The organism is Ruegeria sp. CK3, from assembly GCF_056536565.1.
The window spans coordinates 107,044-120,411 of the sequence record NZ_JBQFPV010000006.1; the positions used below are offsets into that span (position 1 = coordinate 107,044).

14 protein-coding genes are annotated in these 13,368 nt (G+C 59.9%); 10 read left to right on the forward strand and 4 right to left on the reverse strand.

Features of this window, described 5'->3' with window-relative positions; translation table 11 throughout:
• Positions 1–15 precede the first annotated feature (15 nt).
• The 3 genes from gshB to rsmI all read right to left on the reverse strand — a co-directional run bounded on the left by gshB (position 16) and on the right by rsmI (position 2,240).
• A complete protein-coding gene (gene gshB, locus ACR0C3_RS09900; protein ID WP_480758263.1) occupies positions 16–948 on the reverse strand; it encodes a glutathione synthase in 933 nt (310 codons plus the stop codon).
• 61 nt (positions 949–1,009) lie between these two features.
• Entirely contained in the window at positions 1,010–1,381 is a 372-nt protein-coding gene (locus ACR0C3_RS09905) for a YraN family protein (RefSeq protein WP_480758265.1), read from the reverse strand.
• A 1-nt stretch (position 1,382) separates the two neighbouring features.
• Positions 1,383–2,240: a 16S rRNA (cytidine(1402)-2'-O)-methyltransferase gene (gene rsmI / locus ACR0C3_RS09910; RefSeq protein ID WP_480758266.1), complete on the reverse strand. Its 858-nt coding sequence runs from the start codon at positions 2,238–2,240 to the stop codon at positions 1,383–1,385.
• An 88-nt stretch (positions 2,241–2,328) separates the two neighbouring features.
• On the opposite strand from rsmI, the gene ACR0C3_RS09915 reads away from it, so the two are divergent.
• Genes ACR0C3_RS09915 through murJ form a run of 3 tightly spaced genes read left to right on the forward strand, consistent with a single transcriptional unit; the run spans position 2,329 to position 7,818 of the window.
• Positions 2,329–3,501, forward strand: coding sequence for a penicillin-binding protein activator (locus ACR0C3_RS09915; protein ID WP_170378902.1), 1,173 nt, complete (start codon positions 2,329–2,331; stop codon positions 3,499–3,501).
• Positions 3,461–6,280, forward strand: a complete 2,820-nt coding sequence (locus tag ACR0C3_RS09920; protein WP_480758267.1) for a [protein-PII] uridylyltransferase — start codon at positions 3,461–3,463, stop codon at positions 6,278–6,280. Before ACR0C3_RS09915 ends, ACR0C3_RS09920 begins: the two co-directional genes overlap by 41 nt.
• Entirely contained in the window at positions 6,277–7,818 is a 1,542-nt protein-coding gene (gene murJ / locus ACR0C3_RS09925) for a murein biosynthesis integral membrane protein MurJ (protein WP_480758269.1), read from the forward strand. The genes ACR0C3_RS09920 and murJ overlap by 4 nt, the downstream gene beginning before the upstream one ends.
• On the opposite strand, the gene ACR0C3_RS09930 is transcribed toward murJ, so the two are convergent.
• Positions 7,819–8,505 (reverse strand): rhomboid family intramembrane serine protease, encoded by a 687-nt coding sequence (locus ACR0C3_RS09930; protein WP_480723912.1) that lies wholly within the window; start codon positions 8,503–8,505, stop codon positions 7,819–7,821.
• Positions 8,506–8,591: 86 nt separating this feature from the next.
• Here ACR0C3_RS09930 and trpS point away from each other — a divergent pair, with 86 nt between their 5' ends.
• The 7 genes from trpS to ACR0C3_RS09965 all read left to right on the forward strand — a co-directional run bounded on the left by trpS (position 8,592) and on the right by ACR0C3_RS09965 (position 13,284).
• Entirely contained in the window at positions 8,592–9,620 is a 1,029-nt protein-coding gene (gene trpS / locus ACR0C3_RS09935) for a tryptophan--tRNA ligase (protein WP_480758270.1), read from the forward strand.
• Positions 9,621–9,679: 59 nt separating this feature from the next.
• A complete protein-coding gene (locus ACR0C3_RS09940; protein ID WP_480758271.1) occupies positions 9,680–10,543 on the forward strand; it encodes a branched-chain amino acid aminotransferase in 864 nt (287 codons plus the stop codon).
• A gap of 65 nt (positions 10,544–10,608) precedes the next feature.
• On the forward strand, positions 10,609–11,064 hold the full coding sequence (locus ACR0C3_RS09945; RefSeq protein WP_170378913.1) for a universal stress protein: 456 nt from the start codon (positions 10,609–10,611) through the stop codon (positions 11,062–11,064).
• A 6-nt stretch (positions 11,065–11,070) separates the two neighbouring features.
• Positions 11,071–11,664: a DsbA family protein gene (locus ACR0C3_RS09950; RefSeq protein ID WP_480758273.1), complete on the forward strand. Its 594-nt coding sequence runs from the start codon at positions 11,071–11,073 to the stop codon at positions 11,662–11,664.
• 69 nt (positions 11,665–11,733) lie between these two features.
• A complete protein-coding gene (locus ACR0C3_RS09955) occupies positions 11,734–12,297 on the forward strand; it encodes a NifU family protein (RefSeq protein ID WP_170462695.1) in 564 nt (187 codons plus the stop codon).
• On the forward strand, positions 12,287–12,874 hold the full coding sequence (tsaB, locus tag ACR0C3_RS09960) for a tRNA (adenosine(37)-N6)-threonylcarbamoyltransferase complex dimerization subunit type 1 TsaB (protein ID WP_170691461.1): 588 nt from the start codon (positions 12,287–12,289) through the stop codon (positions 12,872–12,874). Before ACR0C3_RS09955 ends, tsaB begins: the two co-directional genes overlap by 11 nt.
• Positions 12,871–13,284 carry a GNAT family N-acetyltransferase gene (locus ACR0C3_RS09965; RefSeq protein WP_480758275.1) on the forward strand — a complete coding sequence of 138 codons (414 nt, stop codon included), beginning with the start codon at positions 12,871–12,873 and terminating at the stop codon, positions 13,282–13,284. The genes tsaB and ACR0C3_RS09965 overlap by 4 nt, the downstream gene beginning before the upstream one ends.
• Positions 13,285–13,368: the final 84 nt, after the last annotated feature.

Here is a 13,368-nt window from a genome sequence, read left to right on the forward strand (position 1 = left end):
CCACACCTGCTGCGCTTAGACTTTGGCCTCAATTGCCTGCCAGATCTTTTCGGCGATGTTCTCACCGTTGAAGCGCTCAAGCTCTTGAATCCCGGTGGGGGAGGTGACGTTGATCTCGGTCAGGTAGTCTCCGATCACGTCGATCCCGACAAAGATCTGACCTTTTTCTTTCAGCAGAGGGCCGATGGCCGCGCAGATTTCGAGATCCCGCTCGGTCAAACCGATCTTTTCGGGTCGTCCGCCGACATGCATGTTGGATCGCGTCTCACCTTCGGCCGGGACGCGGTTGATGGCACCAACCGGCTCTCCATCCACGAGAATCACCCGTTTGTCGCCGTTCTTCACATCCGGCAGGAATTTCTGAACAATCAACGGCTCGCGCGAGAATCCGGTGAACAGCTCATACAGCGAGGTCAGGTTGCGGTCATTGGCATCCAACCGGAACACCCCAGCCCCTCCATTGCCATAGAGAGGTTTCAGGATGATGTCCTGATGCTTGTCCTTGAAGGCCTTGATGGTCTGCATGTCCCGCGCAATCGTGGTCGGAGGGGTCAATTCGGGGAAATCCAGAACCAGTAGTTTCTCGGGGTAATTGCGTACCCAAAACGGGTCATTGACCACCAAAGTTTGCCCCTTCAACCGATCCAGCAGATGCGTCGAGGTGATGTAATGCATGTCGAACGGCGGGTCCTGACGTAGCCACACCACGTCAAACTCAGCCAGATCAACTTCACGCTCGGGACCGAGGACCGCGGGGTCTCCGGCAACGCGCTGAACCTGCATGTCTTGTCCTCGCGCGGTGATCCGCGCCTCCTGGTAGGCCAATTGATCCGGCCCGTAGAAGAACAGCTCATGCCCGCGGGCCTGTGCCTCTTCCGCGAGGCGGAAAGAGCTGTCGGCGTTGATATCCACGGCCCCGATCGGGTCCATTTGAAAGGCGATTTTCATGGCATGTCCCTCAACTTCACGCCAGATACATGGCGCAGCAGGCCGAGGGGTTCAATGGGGCTTAGGCCGGTCCGAAGGCGTTTTCGATTATTTGAACAGCGCCCGTGCCATCGACCAGCGCCGCGTCGAACCGAACATTCGTCAGTTGCCCGCCCGGTTCATTTTCAAGAAACTGCGCCGCTGATGCGCAGATACGCTGGGTCTGCCGTGGGGTGATCCGAGCCGCAGCCATGTCGAAACTGATGCTTTTCTTGACCTCGATGAAAACCAGCCCTTCACCATCCCGCGCGATCAGGTCAATCTCACCCCCGGCACCGCGCCAGCGTCTGTGAGCGATCGAGAATCCACGGCGTTCATAGTCGGCTGCAACCCGCAATTCCGCAGATTGCCCTGCATGATAAGATACCGACCCCCGCACCGCACGCTGCGTCATGTCATCCCTTTCCCAGTTTGAGAGCCTGCTGGTAAATGGGACGTCTGGGAAGATCATACATCTTTGACACCAAATCCGCCGCATCCCGAACCGAATGGGTTTGCAAGGCCTGTTTCAAAGCCTCTTCTACGTCAGATTCGTTAACGCTTGGCGAATGGCTGCGATCCACGAGCAGAACGACCTCACCCTTGGGGGTTTGGTCTCGGTAGGCCTCTGCCAGGTTTTGCAAAGAGCCACGTCGGACTTCCTCGAACTTCTTCGTCAGCTCGCGGCACAAAGCCGCCTGCCGGTCGGAGCCGAGGATGTCGGACAGATCGGACAAGCATCCAGCAACGCGCTTGGGTGATTCGTAGAACACCAGCGTTCCGGGAATATCCCGCAGCGCCTCGATTCGGCTGCGACGAGCGCCAGACGCATTCGGTAAAAAGCCCGCAAAAAAGAACGCATCCGTTGGCAGACCCGCCAGTGTCAGCGCCGTCAGCGCGGCGGACGGGCCCGGAGCGCAAGTGACGGTGTGCCCAGCCTTGGCCGCCTGCCGCCCTAAATCGTAGCCCGGATCGGCGATCAGCGGCATACCGGCCTCGGACGCATAGGCAACGGATTGCCCTGCAGCCAAAGCATCCATGATCTTGCCGCGTGCGCCTGCTCCACTGTGGTCGTGATACGCCTGAATGCGCCGCCCGCTCAAGGGGATACCGTGGATTTCCATCAACCTACGCAGACTACGGGTGTCTTCTGCCGCGATCATGTCGGCCGAGGCCAACACATCCAACGCTCTGAGCGTAATATCGCGCGCCGTACCGATCGGAGTGGCAACAAAATACAGGCCAGCAGCCAAACTTATGTTTTGGAAATTCAAAGCTGGACCCTCACAGCGTGACGTTTATTATCGCGGCTCGATAGAACAGCAGCGTCGCAAGCCGCCGGATCAGGGAGTTTTCTTTTAGATGTTTACCGTTTGCAAGTCCGTAAGCAAGTTGGCCAAAACCACAATTGCCCTGACCACCGCCGTTTTTCTGGCAGCATGTGAAACCACTGGCGTCGGCGGAGGCCCCTCGATCAACACCTCGGAACCGGTGCCCGTCGCGCTTCTGGTTCCGCGCGGATCAGGCCAGTCTGGCGACGCAGCGCTGGCGCAAAGCCTTGAAAATGCAGCACGTCTGGCGATGTCGGACCTGCCGAACGTTACAATCGACCTGCGTGTCTATGATACGGCAGGCAATGCCGGTACGGCCTCGGGCGTGGCGCAACAGGCTGTGGCGGATGGGGCCAAGATCATCATCGGACCGGTCTACGCACAGGCCGCCAACGCGGCCGGTCTTGCGGTACTGAACAACAACGTCAACGTTCTGTCCTTCTCAAACAACACGAGCATCGCGGGTGGAAATGTCTTTGTGCTGGGGCCGACATTCCAGAACACCGCCAATCGACTGGCCAATTATGGCGGAAGACAGGGTAAGACCGGAGCAATCATCGTACACAGCAATGACGCCGCCGGAGAGGCTGGCCGCTCAGCCATTGCCAATGCACTGGCCAGCAGCAGTATGAACAACGCTGGCAGCGTCGGCTACGACCGGTCGCAGCAGGGCGTGATCAACGCGGTGCCCAACATCAAATCCGCCATGGATTCCACCGGTGCGGACTCGGTCTTCCTGACTGCAACCACCGCAGGCGCGCTGCCCTTGTTCTCGCAGCTTCTACCTGAAGCGGGGGTTTCGCCGTCGACCTCTCAGTATATCGGTCTGACACGGTGGGACATTCCAGCCCAAACGCTGGAGTTGCCCGGTGTTCAGGGCGGTTGGTTTGCTCTGCCTGATCCCGCAAAAGCGCAGGCCTATCGTCAGCGCTATAATGCAACCTATGGCGAAGCGCCTCATCCGATCAGCGGGCTGGCCTATGACGGCATCGCCGCCATCGGGGCGCTTGTCAGCCAAGGCAAATCGAACGCCTTGACTGGGGCTGCGCTGACTCAGAGCGCCGGTTTCCAGGGCGTTGGCGGCATCTTCCGCCTGCGCTCGGACGGTACCAATGAACGCGGTCTGGCGGTTGCCACGATCCAGAACAAACAGGTGGTTGTGATTGACCCTGCCCCTCAAAGCTTCTCAGGGGCCGGTTTCTGACCAGCCTCACCTGACTGCAGTGCCTGAAAACTCACTTATCTGCCCGCCAGAGGATATTTTCGACAGTGCCCGCGTTGACGATCAGCTTTCTGCGGCGTTCGAGGCAGGTGCTGACAATTCCGCGTTGCGTGCTGAAACGGTGCGTATTCTGCGTGAGGCGCAAAAATCCGGGCGCGCTGCCATCGCCGAGGCGTTTGCCGCCCACCCTTTCGAAGCGCGCCCTCTGACCAGGTCCTATACTTACCTCACAGATTGTCTGGTCGGCACTGCGATGCGCGTCGCCAGCGAGCATCTGCACCCTCTGGCCACCCCGACACAGGGGGAACGCATCGCTGTTCTGGCGGTCGGCGGCTATGGGCGCGGTGAGATGGCACCCGCCTCGGATGTCGATCTGCTGTTTCTAACGCCCTACAAGATCACCGCCTGGGCCGAGAGCGTGATTGAATCCATGCTCTATATCCTATGGGATCTGCGCCTGAAGGTCGGCCATTCCTCACGCACGATCAAGGATTGCCTGCGTTTGGGAACCGAAGATTTCACCATCCGCACCGCGATGCTGGAACAGCGCTATCTGGCTGGTGATACGAATCTGGCCAAGGAACTGGACCAACGCCTGAAGGCCGATCTGTTCAAGGGCACCGAGCGCGAGTTCATCGAGGCCAAGCTTCAGGAACGCGACGAACGCCACTTGAAACAGGGCCAGCGCTACGTGGTCGAACCCAATGTGAAAGAGGGCAAAGGCGGGCTGCGCGATCTGCAATCGCTCTACTGGATCGCGAAATACATCTACGGTGTGCAAGACGTGGCCGAGCTGGTCCCGCTGGGCCTGTTCACGCCCGATGAATTCAAGACCTTTGCCGAGGCCGAGAATTTCCTTTGGGCCGCGCGCTCACACCTGCATCTGGTCACAGGTCGCGCGACCGAACAGCTGACCTTCGACATGCAGGTCGAGGTTGCGGCGCGCATGGGCTATGAAGATCGGGCCGGGCGGCGGGCCGTCGAAGTGTTCATGCAACGCTATTTCCGCCATGCCACCAGCGTAGGGGAATTGACGCGGATCTTTCTAACCAAGCTGGAGGCCCTGCATATGAAAGGGGCGCCGCTGCTGGAGCGGATTTTCCGCCGCCGCCCTCGGGTCAAACCCGGGTACAGCATGGTTCATGGTCGTCTGGACATCGCTGATCCGGGTACATTCCTGACCGACAAGCTGAACATGTTGCGCCTGTTCGAGGAAGGCCTGCGCACAGGTATGCTGATCCATCCGGATGCTATGCGGCTGGTTACGGCCAATCTGCACCTGATCGACGACGATATGCGCGGCGACAAGGAAGCCCAGCGCATCTTCCTCGACCTGATGCTGAAACATGGCAACCCGGAACGCGCCCTGCGCCGGATGAACGAACTTGGGGTGCTATCAGCCTTCATACCCGAGTTCGAACCCATCGTAGCTATGATGCAGTTCAATATGTATCACAGCTACACGGTGGACGAGCATATCATCCAGTGCATCGTCAACCTCGCCCAGATCGAACGCGGAGAGCTGGTTGAATCGCTGCCTCTGGCGTCCTCGATCCTTGAAGGGGGCGTGAACCGCAAGGTCCTCTATGTTGCGCTGCTGTTGCACGACATCGCCAAGGGACGGCCCGAGGATCACTCTATCCTCGGGGCACAAATCGCGCGGAAAGTGGCACCCAGGCTGGGGCTGAACAAATCCGATTCCGAGACGGTCGAATGGCTGGTGCGGTATCACCTGCTCATGTCGGACATGGCGCAGAAGCGCGATATCTCGGACCCTCGGACCGTGCGGGATTTTGCCAAGGCTGTGCAAACGGTCAAACGGCTGGATCTGCTGACCGTGCTGACCGTTTGTGACATTCGCGGTGTCGGGCCCAATACGTGGAACAACTGGAAGGCCACGTTGCTGCGCGCGCTGCATGCGGAAACCAAACGTGCCTTGGAAACGGGCATGGAGGACCTGAACCGCGCCAATCGCGGGGCCGAAGCCAAGAAGCTGCTGCGCGCAGAACTGATCGAATGGTCCAAGGCCGATCTGAAGACGGAAACCGGGCGGCACTATGCGCCGTACTGGCAGGGCCTGAACGTCTCGACCCATGTGGAATTTGCCGAGATGCTACGGGCGCTGGAACACAGCGGCGATCCCGGCGCGATGGAGATCCGCCTGCATCCGGACGAAGATCGCGACGCCACCCGCGCCTGCTTTGCCATGGGTGATCACCCCGGTATTTTCGCACGGATCGCCGGGGCCTTGGCCTTGGTCGGTGCCAACGTCGTGGATGCCCGCAGCTACACCACCAAGGATGGCTATGTCACGGATGCATTCTGGATACAGGATGCCGAAGGCCACCCGTTCGAAGCCAGCCGTCTGCCGCGTCTGACCCAGATGATTCACAAAACGCTGAAAGGCGAGGTCGTGGCCCGCGACGCGCTGAAATCGCGCGACAAGATCAAGAAACGCGAACGCGCTTTCAACGTGCCGACCCATATCACCTTCGACAATGACGGGTCCGAGATCTACACGATCATCGAGGTCGATACCCGCGACCGCCCCGGCTTGCTTTATGACCTGACGCGCACGCTGGCAGCGGCCAATGTCTATATCGCCAACGCCGTGATCGCGACCTATGGCGAGCAGGTGGTGGATACATTCTACGTCAAGGACATGTTCGGGCTGAAATACCACTCGGAAAGCAAACAGCGCGGGCTTGAGACCAAACTGCGCAAAGCCATAACCGAGGGCGCCGAGCGCGCGGCGTCATGAAGCAGATCCGGCTGTTTTCCGGCTTTTTCACGGTCGGCTTCTGGACGTTGGCAAGTCGCATTCTGGGCTTTCTGCGTGAGATCCTGCTGACCGCGTTCATCGGCCCCGGCCCGGTGATGGACGCCTTCGTCGCGGCTTTCCGTCTGCCCAACATGTTCCGCCGCTTCTTTGCCGAAGGCGCATTCAACGCAGCTTTCGTGCCGATGTTTTCCAAGCGGCTAGAAGGCGGAAAGAACGCGCAAGGGTTCGCGCAAGACGCTTTCAACCTATTGGTCGCTGCGGTATTAGCCCTGGTCGGGTTGGCGATGGTCTTCATGCCCGGCCTCGTCTGGCTGACGGCCGAGGGGTTCTACGGCGATGAGCGCTTCGACTTGGCAGTCGACTATGGCTATGTCGTTTTTCCTTACATTCTTTTCATGTCACTGGCAGCGCTGTTTTCGGGCGTTCTGAACGCGACGGGGCGGTTTGCTGCCGCCGCCGCAGCGCCGGTTCTTCTGAACATCTTCGCCTGCACCGCCTTGATCGCTGGCGCGATATCCGGAGGTGAGGTTATTCGCTGGCTCATCGCCGTGATCCCTGTGGCAGGTGTGGCGCAGTTGGCGTTGGTCTGGGTCGCCACCGAACGCGCCGGTATCCGCATACGCTTCGGTCTGCCACGCCTGACGCCCGAGATGCGGAATATGGTCCGTATCGCCGTACCCGCCGCCTTGGCCATGGGGGTGACGCAGGTCAATCTGGTCGTAGGGCAACTTGTGGCCTCAAAAACCGAGAAAGCCGTCAGCTGGTTATTTGCAGCAGATCGTCTGTATCAGCTGCCTCTGGGCGTCGTCGGGATCGCCATCGGAATCGTTCTGCTGCCCGACCTGTCTCGCCGCTTGCGCGCGGATGACAAAGCGGGCGCGCGCAATGCGTTTTCGCGGGCCGGAGAGTTCATGTTGCTGCTCACCCTACCCTCGACCGTAGCGTTCCTGATCATCCCGAACCCGCTGGTCTCAGTCCTGTTCCAGCGAGGCCAGTTCACCGCTGAGGACACAGCCGCCACAGCCCTGGCCGTTGCGATCTATGGCATCGGCCTACCCGCATTCATGCTGCAGAAGCTGCTGCAACCGCTGTATTTCGCGCGCGAGAATACGCGGTCTCCGTTCCACTATGCTTTGGTGGCAATGATCATCAACGCGGCGCTTGCCTTTGGCCTTTACCCGATTTTCGGATGGATTGCCCCTGCCATTGCGGCCTCTGCCGCTGGCTGGGCCATGGTTGGCCTACTGGCCTTTGGCGCGCGGAATATGGGCGATGAGACGCGGTTCGACGACCGCTTCCGGCGGCGCGCGGGGCGGATCATCTTGGCATCGGTCGGGATGGGCGTGGTGTTGTTTGCCGCTATTCAACTGTTCGGCTGGACGCTTGATGTGCCCGGGTGGCGCTATTTGGCTCTGCTTGCGCTGATCATGGTTGCAGCGGTCAGCTACTTCGCATTCGGCCACCTGTTGAGGGCATTTAGACTGTCCGAGTTCAAAACGGCCCTGCGCCGGTCTTGATCACTCGCGCCGGATGCGGCCCTTGATCCGCTCCCAACCACCCGGCGCCAAAAAGAAGGACAGGCCGAACCCGGTGGCAAAACCGCCCAGATCGGCCACCCAATCACCTGTGCCGCCAAAGATCAGGCCAAACAGCAGCTGAATGCCCATCAGCACCGCAATCAACTGAAATGCCCGCGCCTGATTGGCCCCAACCAAAGACAGTTTGCGCCACAGCAACCAGGTAAATGCCCCGATCAACCCATAGACCGGTGGGAACCCTCCGACCAGCGGATAAGACGGGTCCAGAAACAGCGCATAGGCGAGCGCGCCACCAACACCCGACAGCACGAAGATCAGCAGCATCGGAAAGCCGCCAAAGACCTCACCCACCATCTTGCCCATGGCCAGCACGAACACGCAGACAAAAACCGCCTGCGTAAAACTGCCCGAAACGAACGGATAGGTCACAAAGCGGATGACATGCTCGAACGGCCAGCGCCCGTTTTGCACCATCCAATCGAAGATATCGGCCGAAAACGCGTAGCTCTGCAGCGCATCCAGCCGCCATCCGACCGCGCCCGGCCCTCCGACCAGACCTCGGGCGCCCAGCGTAAATGCCAGCTCGATCCCCATGATGAACAGAACCAAGGCCACCACGACGGGCGGCAGAGGGTTCACAGCGGGTGTATAATGCTCACTGCTCATTGGGCTGGCCTTTCGCGGCTGTTGACGTCCCTTGGCCTCATGGGTAAGCGACGAGGGCTGATTTTTCCAGACGGGAGTTCCCTTCGATGACCCAGACCCAATTCACGCCGCGCGTGTTTTCCGGCATCCAGCCTTCGGGCGGGCTGACCTTGGGCAACTATCTGGGCGCGATGAAGCGCTTTGTGGATATGCAGGGGCCAGAGTTCGAAACCATCTATTGCATGGTCGACCTGCACGCAATCACCGTCTGGCAGGACCCCGCCGCCTTGTCGCACAACACGCGCGAATTGTGCGCGGGTTATATTGCGGCGGGCATCGACCCAGAACAATCCATCCTGTTCAACCAAAGCCAGGTGCCCGAACACGCGCAATTGGCGTGGATCTTCAACTGCGTTGCCCGGATGGGCTGGATGCAGCGCATGACCCAATGGAAGGACAAGGCGGGCAAGAACACGCAAAACGCCTCGCTGGGCCTGTTTGCCTATCCGGCGCTGATGGCCGCGGACATTCTGATCTATCACGCGACCCATGTTCCTGTGGGTGAGGACCAGAAACAGCATCTTGAGCTGACGCGCGACATCGCGATCAAATTCAACAACGATTTCGGCGTCGACTTCTTCCCGGTCACCGAACCCGTGATCGAAGGGGCGGCCACACGGGTCATGAGCCTTCGTGACGGCTCCAAGAAGATGTCCAAGTCTGACCCGTCAGACATGAGTCGGATCAACATGACCGACGATGCCGACACGATCGCCAAGAAAATCCGTAAGGCCAAGACTGATCCGGACGCCCTGCCATCAGAAGTCGACGGTTTGGAAGATCGTCCCGAGGCGCGCAATCTAGTCAATATCTACGCCGCGCTCAGCGACAGCTCGGCCGAGCAGGTGCTGGCCGATGTTGGCGGCAAGCAGTTCGGTGAGTTCAAACCGATGCTCGCGGAATTGGCGGTCGAAAAACTGTCTCCGATCTCGTCCGAGATGGCCCGCCTGATGGGCGAGCAGTCCGAGATTGACCAGATCCTTGCCCGTGGCGCGGAAAAGGCGCGCGCGATTGCCGCTCCGATCCTGAAACAAACCTACGAGATTGTGGGCATGGTTGGCGCTGCATCTGGCTGATTGCACTGGACCTTCGCCTGACGCCCTCCTAGGTTTGCCGAAAGCTGAGGGAGGGCGCTATGGCAGTCGGCAAAAATATCCGCACCTATTTCGAAGGCCAATGGCATGAAGGGGACGCTCCGATCATGCGGGCGGCGGATCATGGATCGTGGCTGGGGTCCTCGGTTTTTGATGGCGCGCGCTACTTTGACGGCATGGCTCCTGACCTGCTGGCCCATTGCGCCCGCGTGAACCGTTCCGCCGAGGCTTTGATGCTGAACCCGACCGTGACGACTGAACAGATGGTCGATCTGGTGCGCGAGGGGCTGCAATCCTATGGCGCGGATCAGGCTGTCTATATTCGCCCGATGTATTGGGGCATCCACGGAGACGTCACGGCCATCGTGCCCCAGAAAGACAGTACCGGTTTCGCCATCTGTCTCGAAGAGATCCCAATGGCGCCCGAGACGGCCTCGGTCACGTTGACCACCACCCGGTTCCGCCGTCCTGTACTGGAATCCGCCGTGGTGAATGCCAAGGCCGGGTGTCTCTACCCGAACAACGCCCGGATGCTGACTGAGGCGCGCTTCAAAGGGTTCTCGAACGCGCTGGTCGCCGACGCGATGGGAAATGTGGCCGAGACCGCTACCGCCAATATCTTCATGGCCAAGGATGGAGAGGTCTTTACCCCCATGCCCAATGGCACCTTTCTGGCCGGGATCACCCGCGCACGGCACATCAAGAACCTGCGCGCCGATGGTTTTACCGTACACGAGTCAGTCCTCAGCTTTGATGATTTCCATGCAGCGGATGAAGTGTTCATGTCCGGCAATATGAACAAAGTGACGCCTGTGACCGCTCTGGACGACACGCAATATCAGGTTGGCCCTATCGCCCGTCGCGCCCGCGCGCTCTACTGGGATTGGGCAGCAAGCGAGCGCTAGGGATTTACCCGAGTTGCCAGCACGCTATCGGTCAGGCATGATCCCAGAAAATTAAGAGGACCCAAATGCGCAAGTTTCTCGTCATTCTGGATGACAGCCGCGAATGCCTGAACGCCATGCGTTTTGCCGCGATGCGGGCCGCGCATACCGGCGGCGGCGTGACAATTCTGTCCGTGATCCCGCCGGATGAATTCAATCACTGGATCGGCGTGGCCGAGACCATGCGTGAAGAGGCCCGCGAGCGTATCCACGCCCATTTTGAAGTCTTCGCTAAATGGATGCGCGACAAGCAGAGCGTTGAGCCTGAATTGGCCATTCGCGAAGGCGATCCGGTGGCGCAGATCATCGAACACGTGCAATCCGATCCAGAGATTGGGGTTCTGGTTCTGGGCGCCGGTACCGACAAGAAAGGGCCGGGACCGCTAGTGACTCAGCTGACCAAGAACTCGGGCAGCATGCCGATCCCGATCACCATCGTGCCGGGCGATCTGAGTAAGGAAAAACTGGAAGAGATTACCTGAGGCACCATGGCAGCACCCGTTCAGTTCTGGTTCGAGTTCGCCTCAACCTATTCTTATCTCAGCGCGATGCGGATCGAGCAACTGGCCGCTGACAAGGGCGTTTCCATCGACTGGCAGCCCTTTCTTTTGGGGCCCATCTTTGCCGAACAGGGCTGGAACACATCTCCCTTCACGATCTACCCCGCCAAGGGCCGCTACATGTGGCGCGATATGGAGCGTTTATCCGCCGCGCGCGCATTGCCTTTTCAACGCCCCGATCCGTTTCCGCAGAATTCCCTGACCGCTGCGCGTTTGGCCGTGGCCATCAGGTCCCAGGACCAGCGGGCCGCGTTTACCCGAGCCGTCTACATTGCCGAGTTCGGTGAGGGCCGCGACATCTCGGCCGCATCGACATTGACCGATTGTCTTGCAGCCGCAGGTCTGCCCGCCGGTTTTATGGACAAATCGCAAGACCCGCAGGTCAAAGCGGCGCTCTTTGCTCAATCCAGCCGCGCCAAAGAACTCGACTTGTTCGGCGCACCCAGTTTTGTCGTCGGGGATGAGGTTTTCTGGGGTGACGACCGGTTGGTTGACGCGATAAACCACGCTCTCGCAATTTAGAACGGTTCCAAATCTTGACTTCCACGGCGGCTGCCCGCATATCAGAAGCAACGAAAACGGAGCTGCCTCATGTTCATTCAGACCGAATCCACCCCGAACCCGGCAACCTTGAAGTTCCTGCCCGGCCAGACGGTGCTTGAGGCAGGCACAGCCGACTTCCCATCCGCAGAAGCGGCCGAAAAATCGCCCCTCGCCCAGCGCATCTTTGCGGTCAGCGGCGTGACCGGCGTGTTCTTTGGCAATGACTTTGTCACGGTGACCAAGGCGGATGACGTCGATTGGGACCACATCAAGCCAAGCATCCTCGGCGCGGTGATGGAGCATTACCAATCCGGCCAGCCCGTCATGGGAGCCGAGGCGGCGCCGGCATCCGGCCATGCCGAACATACCGGCGAGGATTCGGAAATCGTCGATCAGATCAAGGACCTGCTGGACAGTCGCGTGCGCCCTGCGGTGGCTCAGGACGGTGGCGACATCACCTTCCACGGCTTTGACCGCGGCGTGGTCTACCTGCACATGCAAGGGGCCTGCGCGGGCTGCCCGTCCTCGACCCTGACCCTGAAAATGGGGATCGAGAACCTGCTGCGCCACTACATTCCCGAAGTGACCGAGGTTCGCCCCGTTGCCGTCTGAACCGACGCTGCTGGCATTTGACACATCGGCCGCGCATTGCGCGGCCGCTTTGTTGCGTGGCTCTGAAATTGTCGTCACGCGGGCCGAGGCCATGTCACGCGGGCAAGCCGAACGCCTGATGCCCTTGCTGGAGGAGGTTCTGTCTGAGGCAGGTCTTGGCTGGAAAGACCTGGACGCCACTGGTGTTGGCGTAGGACCGGGAAACTTCACCGGCATTCGAATCTCAGTCTCAGCGGCGCGCGGGCTTGCATTGGGTTTGAACATCCCGGCCGTCGGCGTGTCAGGTTTTGACGCTTTGGCCGAGATCATGCCCGACGGTCACCTGTCCGCAATCTCAGCCCCACGCGATCAGGTCTATATGCAAACCTCCGAAGGCCCACGCCTGATGCCTCGAGCCGAGGCCGAGGGGCTTGGCCCCCTCTTCACTGCCACGGACCCAAACGCGCATGTTCAGGCCATCGCCCATGTCGCGGCGCGCCGATACGGCACGGAAACAGACCCACCCGCACCGCTTTATATTCGCCCCGCGGATGCGGCGCCTTCTCGCGACCTCCCTCCTATGCTGCTGGACGAATGACCCCGGAAGACATGGCCCTGACCCACGCTGCGGCCTTCACACAGGCGCGCCCGTGGACGGCTGCCGAGTTCGAAGACCTGCTGCAAAACCGCTTCACCCATGTCGTCGGAGACCCCAACTCCTTTGCTCTGTTTCAGGTAGTCACGGGCGAAGCCGAGTTGCTGACCATCGCGACTCACCCTATGCATCAGCGTCAGGGATTGGCATCAGCCTGCATGGAAAACTGGCACGCCTTAGCTGCCGACCTCGGTGCAGCGCGTGCGATTCTTGACGTGGCGGCAGACAATGAGGCGGCTATCGCGCTCTATGAGCGCTTCGGATACAGCCCCTGCGGGCGGCGAAAAGGCTATTACACACGCGATTCCGCCTCAAAATGCGACGCGATCGTAATGGAACGCCCCCTACCGTAGCCCCACACCCCACTTTTTAGACCAAGTGGTCAAAAATCAGTTGACCCTGCCTGTTGCATACGGCCTTAATTCCCGTCATCACAA

Bases quoted from the DNA above. Each gene is read 5' to 3' on its own strand.
- ACR0C3_RS09950 (WP_480758273.1), top strand. From the start codon at position 11,071: ATGGCAGCACCCGTTCAGTTCTGGTTCGAGTTCGCCTCAACCTATTCT.
- gshB (WP_480758263.1), bottom strand. From the start codon at position 948: ATGAAAATCGCCTTTCAAATGGACCCGATCGGGGCCGTGGATATCAAC.
- ACR0C3_RS09905 (WP_480758265.1), bottom strand. From the start codon at position 1,381: ATGACGCAGCGTGCGGTGCGGGGGTCGGTATCTTATCATGCAGGGCAA.
- ACR0C3_RS09940 (WP_480758271.1), top strand. From the start codon at position 9,680: ATGGCAGTCGGCAAAAATATCCGCACCTATTTCGAAGGCCAATGGCAT.
- murJ (WP_480758269.1), top strand. From the start codon at position 6,277: ATGAAGCAGATCCGGCTGTTTTCCGGCTTTTTCACGGTCGGCTTCTGG.
- ACR0C3_RS09965 (WP_480758275.1), top strand. From the start codon at position 12,871: ATGACCCCGGAAGACATGGCCCTGACCCACGCTGCGGCCTTCACACAG.
- trpS (WP_480758270.1), top strand. From the start codon at position 8,592: ATGACCCAGACCCAATTCACGCCGCGCGTGTTTTCCGGCATCCAGCCT.
- ACR0C3_RS09915 (WP_170378902.1), top strand. From the start codon at position 2,329: ATGTTTACCGTTTGCAAGTCCGTAAGCAAGTTGGCCAAAACCACAATT.
- ACR0C3_RS09930 (WP_480723912.1), bottom strand. From the start codon at position 8,505: ATGAGCAGTGAGCATTATACACCCGCTGTGAACCCTCTGCCGCCCGTC.
- ACR0C3_RS09955 (WP_170462695.1), top strand. From the start codon at position 11,734: ATGTTCATTCAGACCGAATCCACCCCGAACCCGGCAACCTTGAAGTTC.
- ACR0C3_RS09945 (WP_170378913.1), top strand. From the start codon at position 10,609: ATGCGCAAGTTTCTCGTCATTCTGGATGACAGCCGCGAATGCCTGAAC.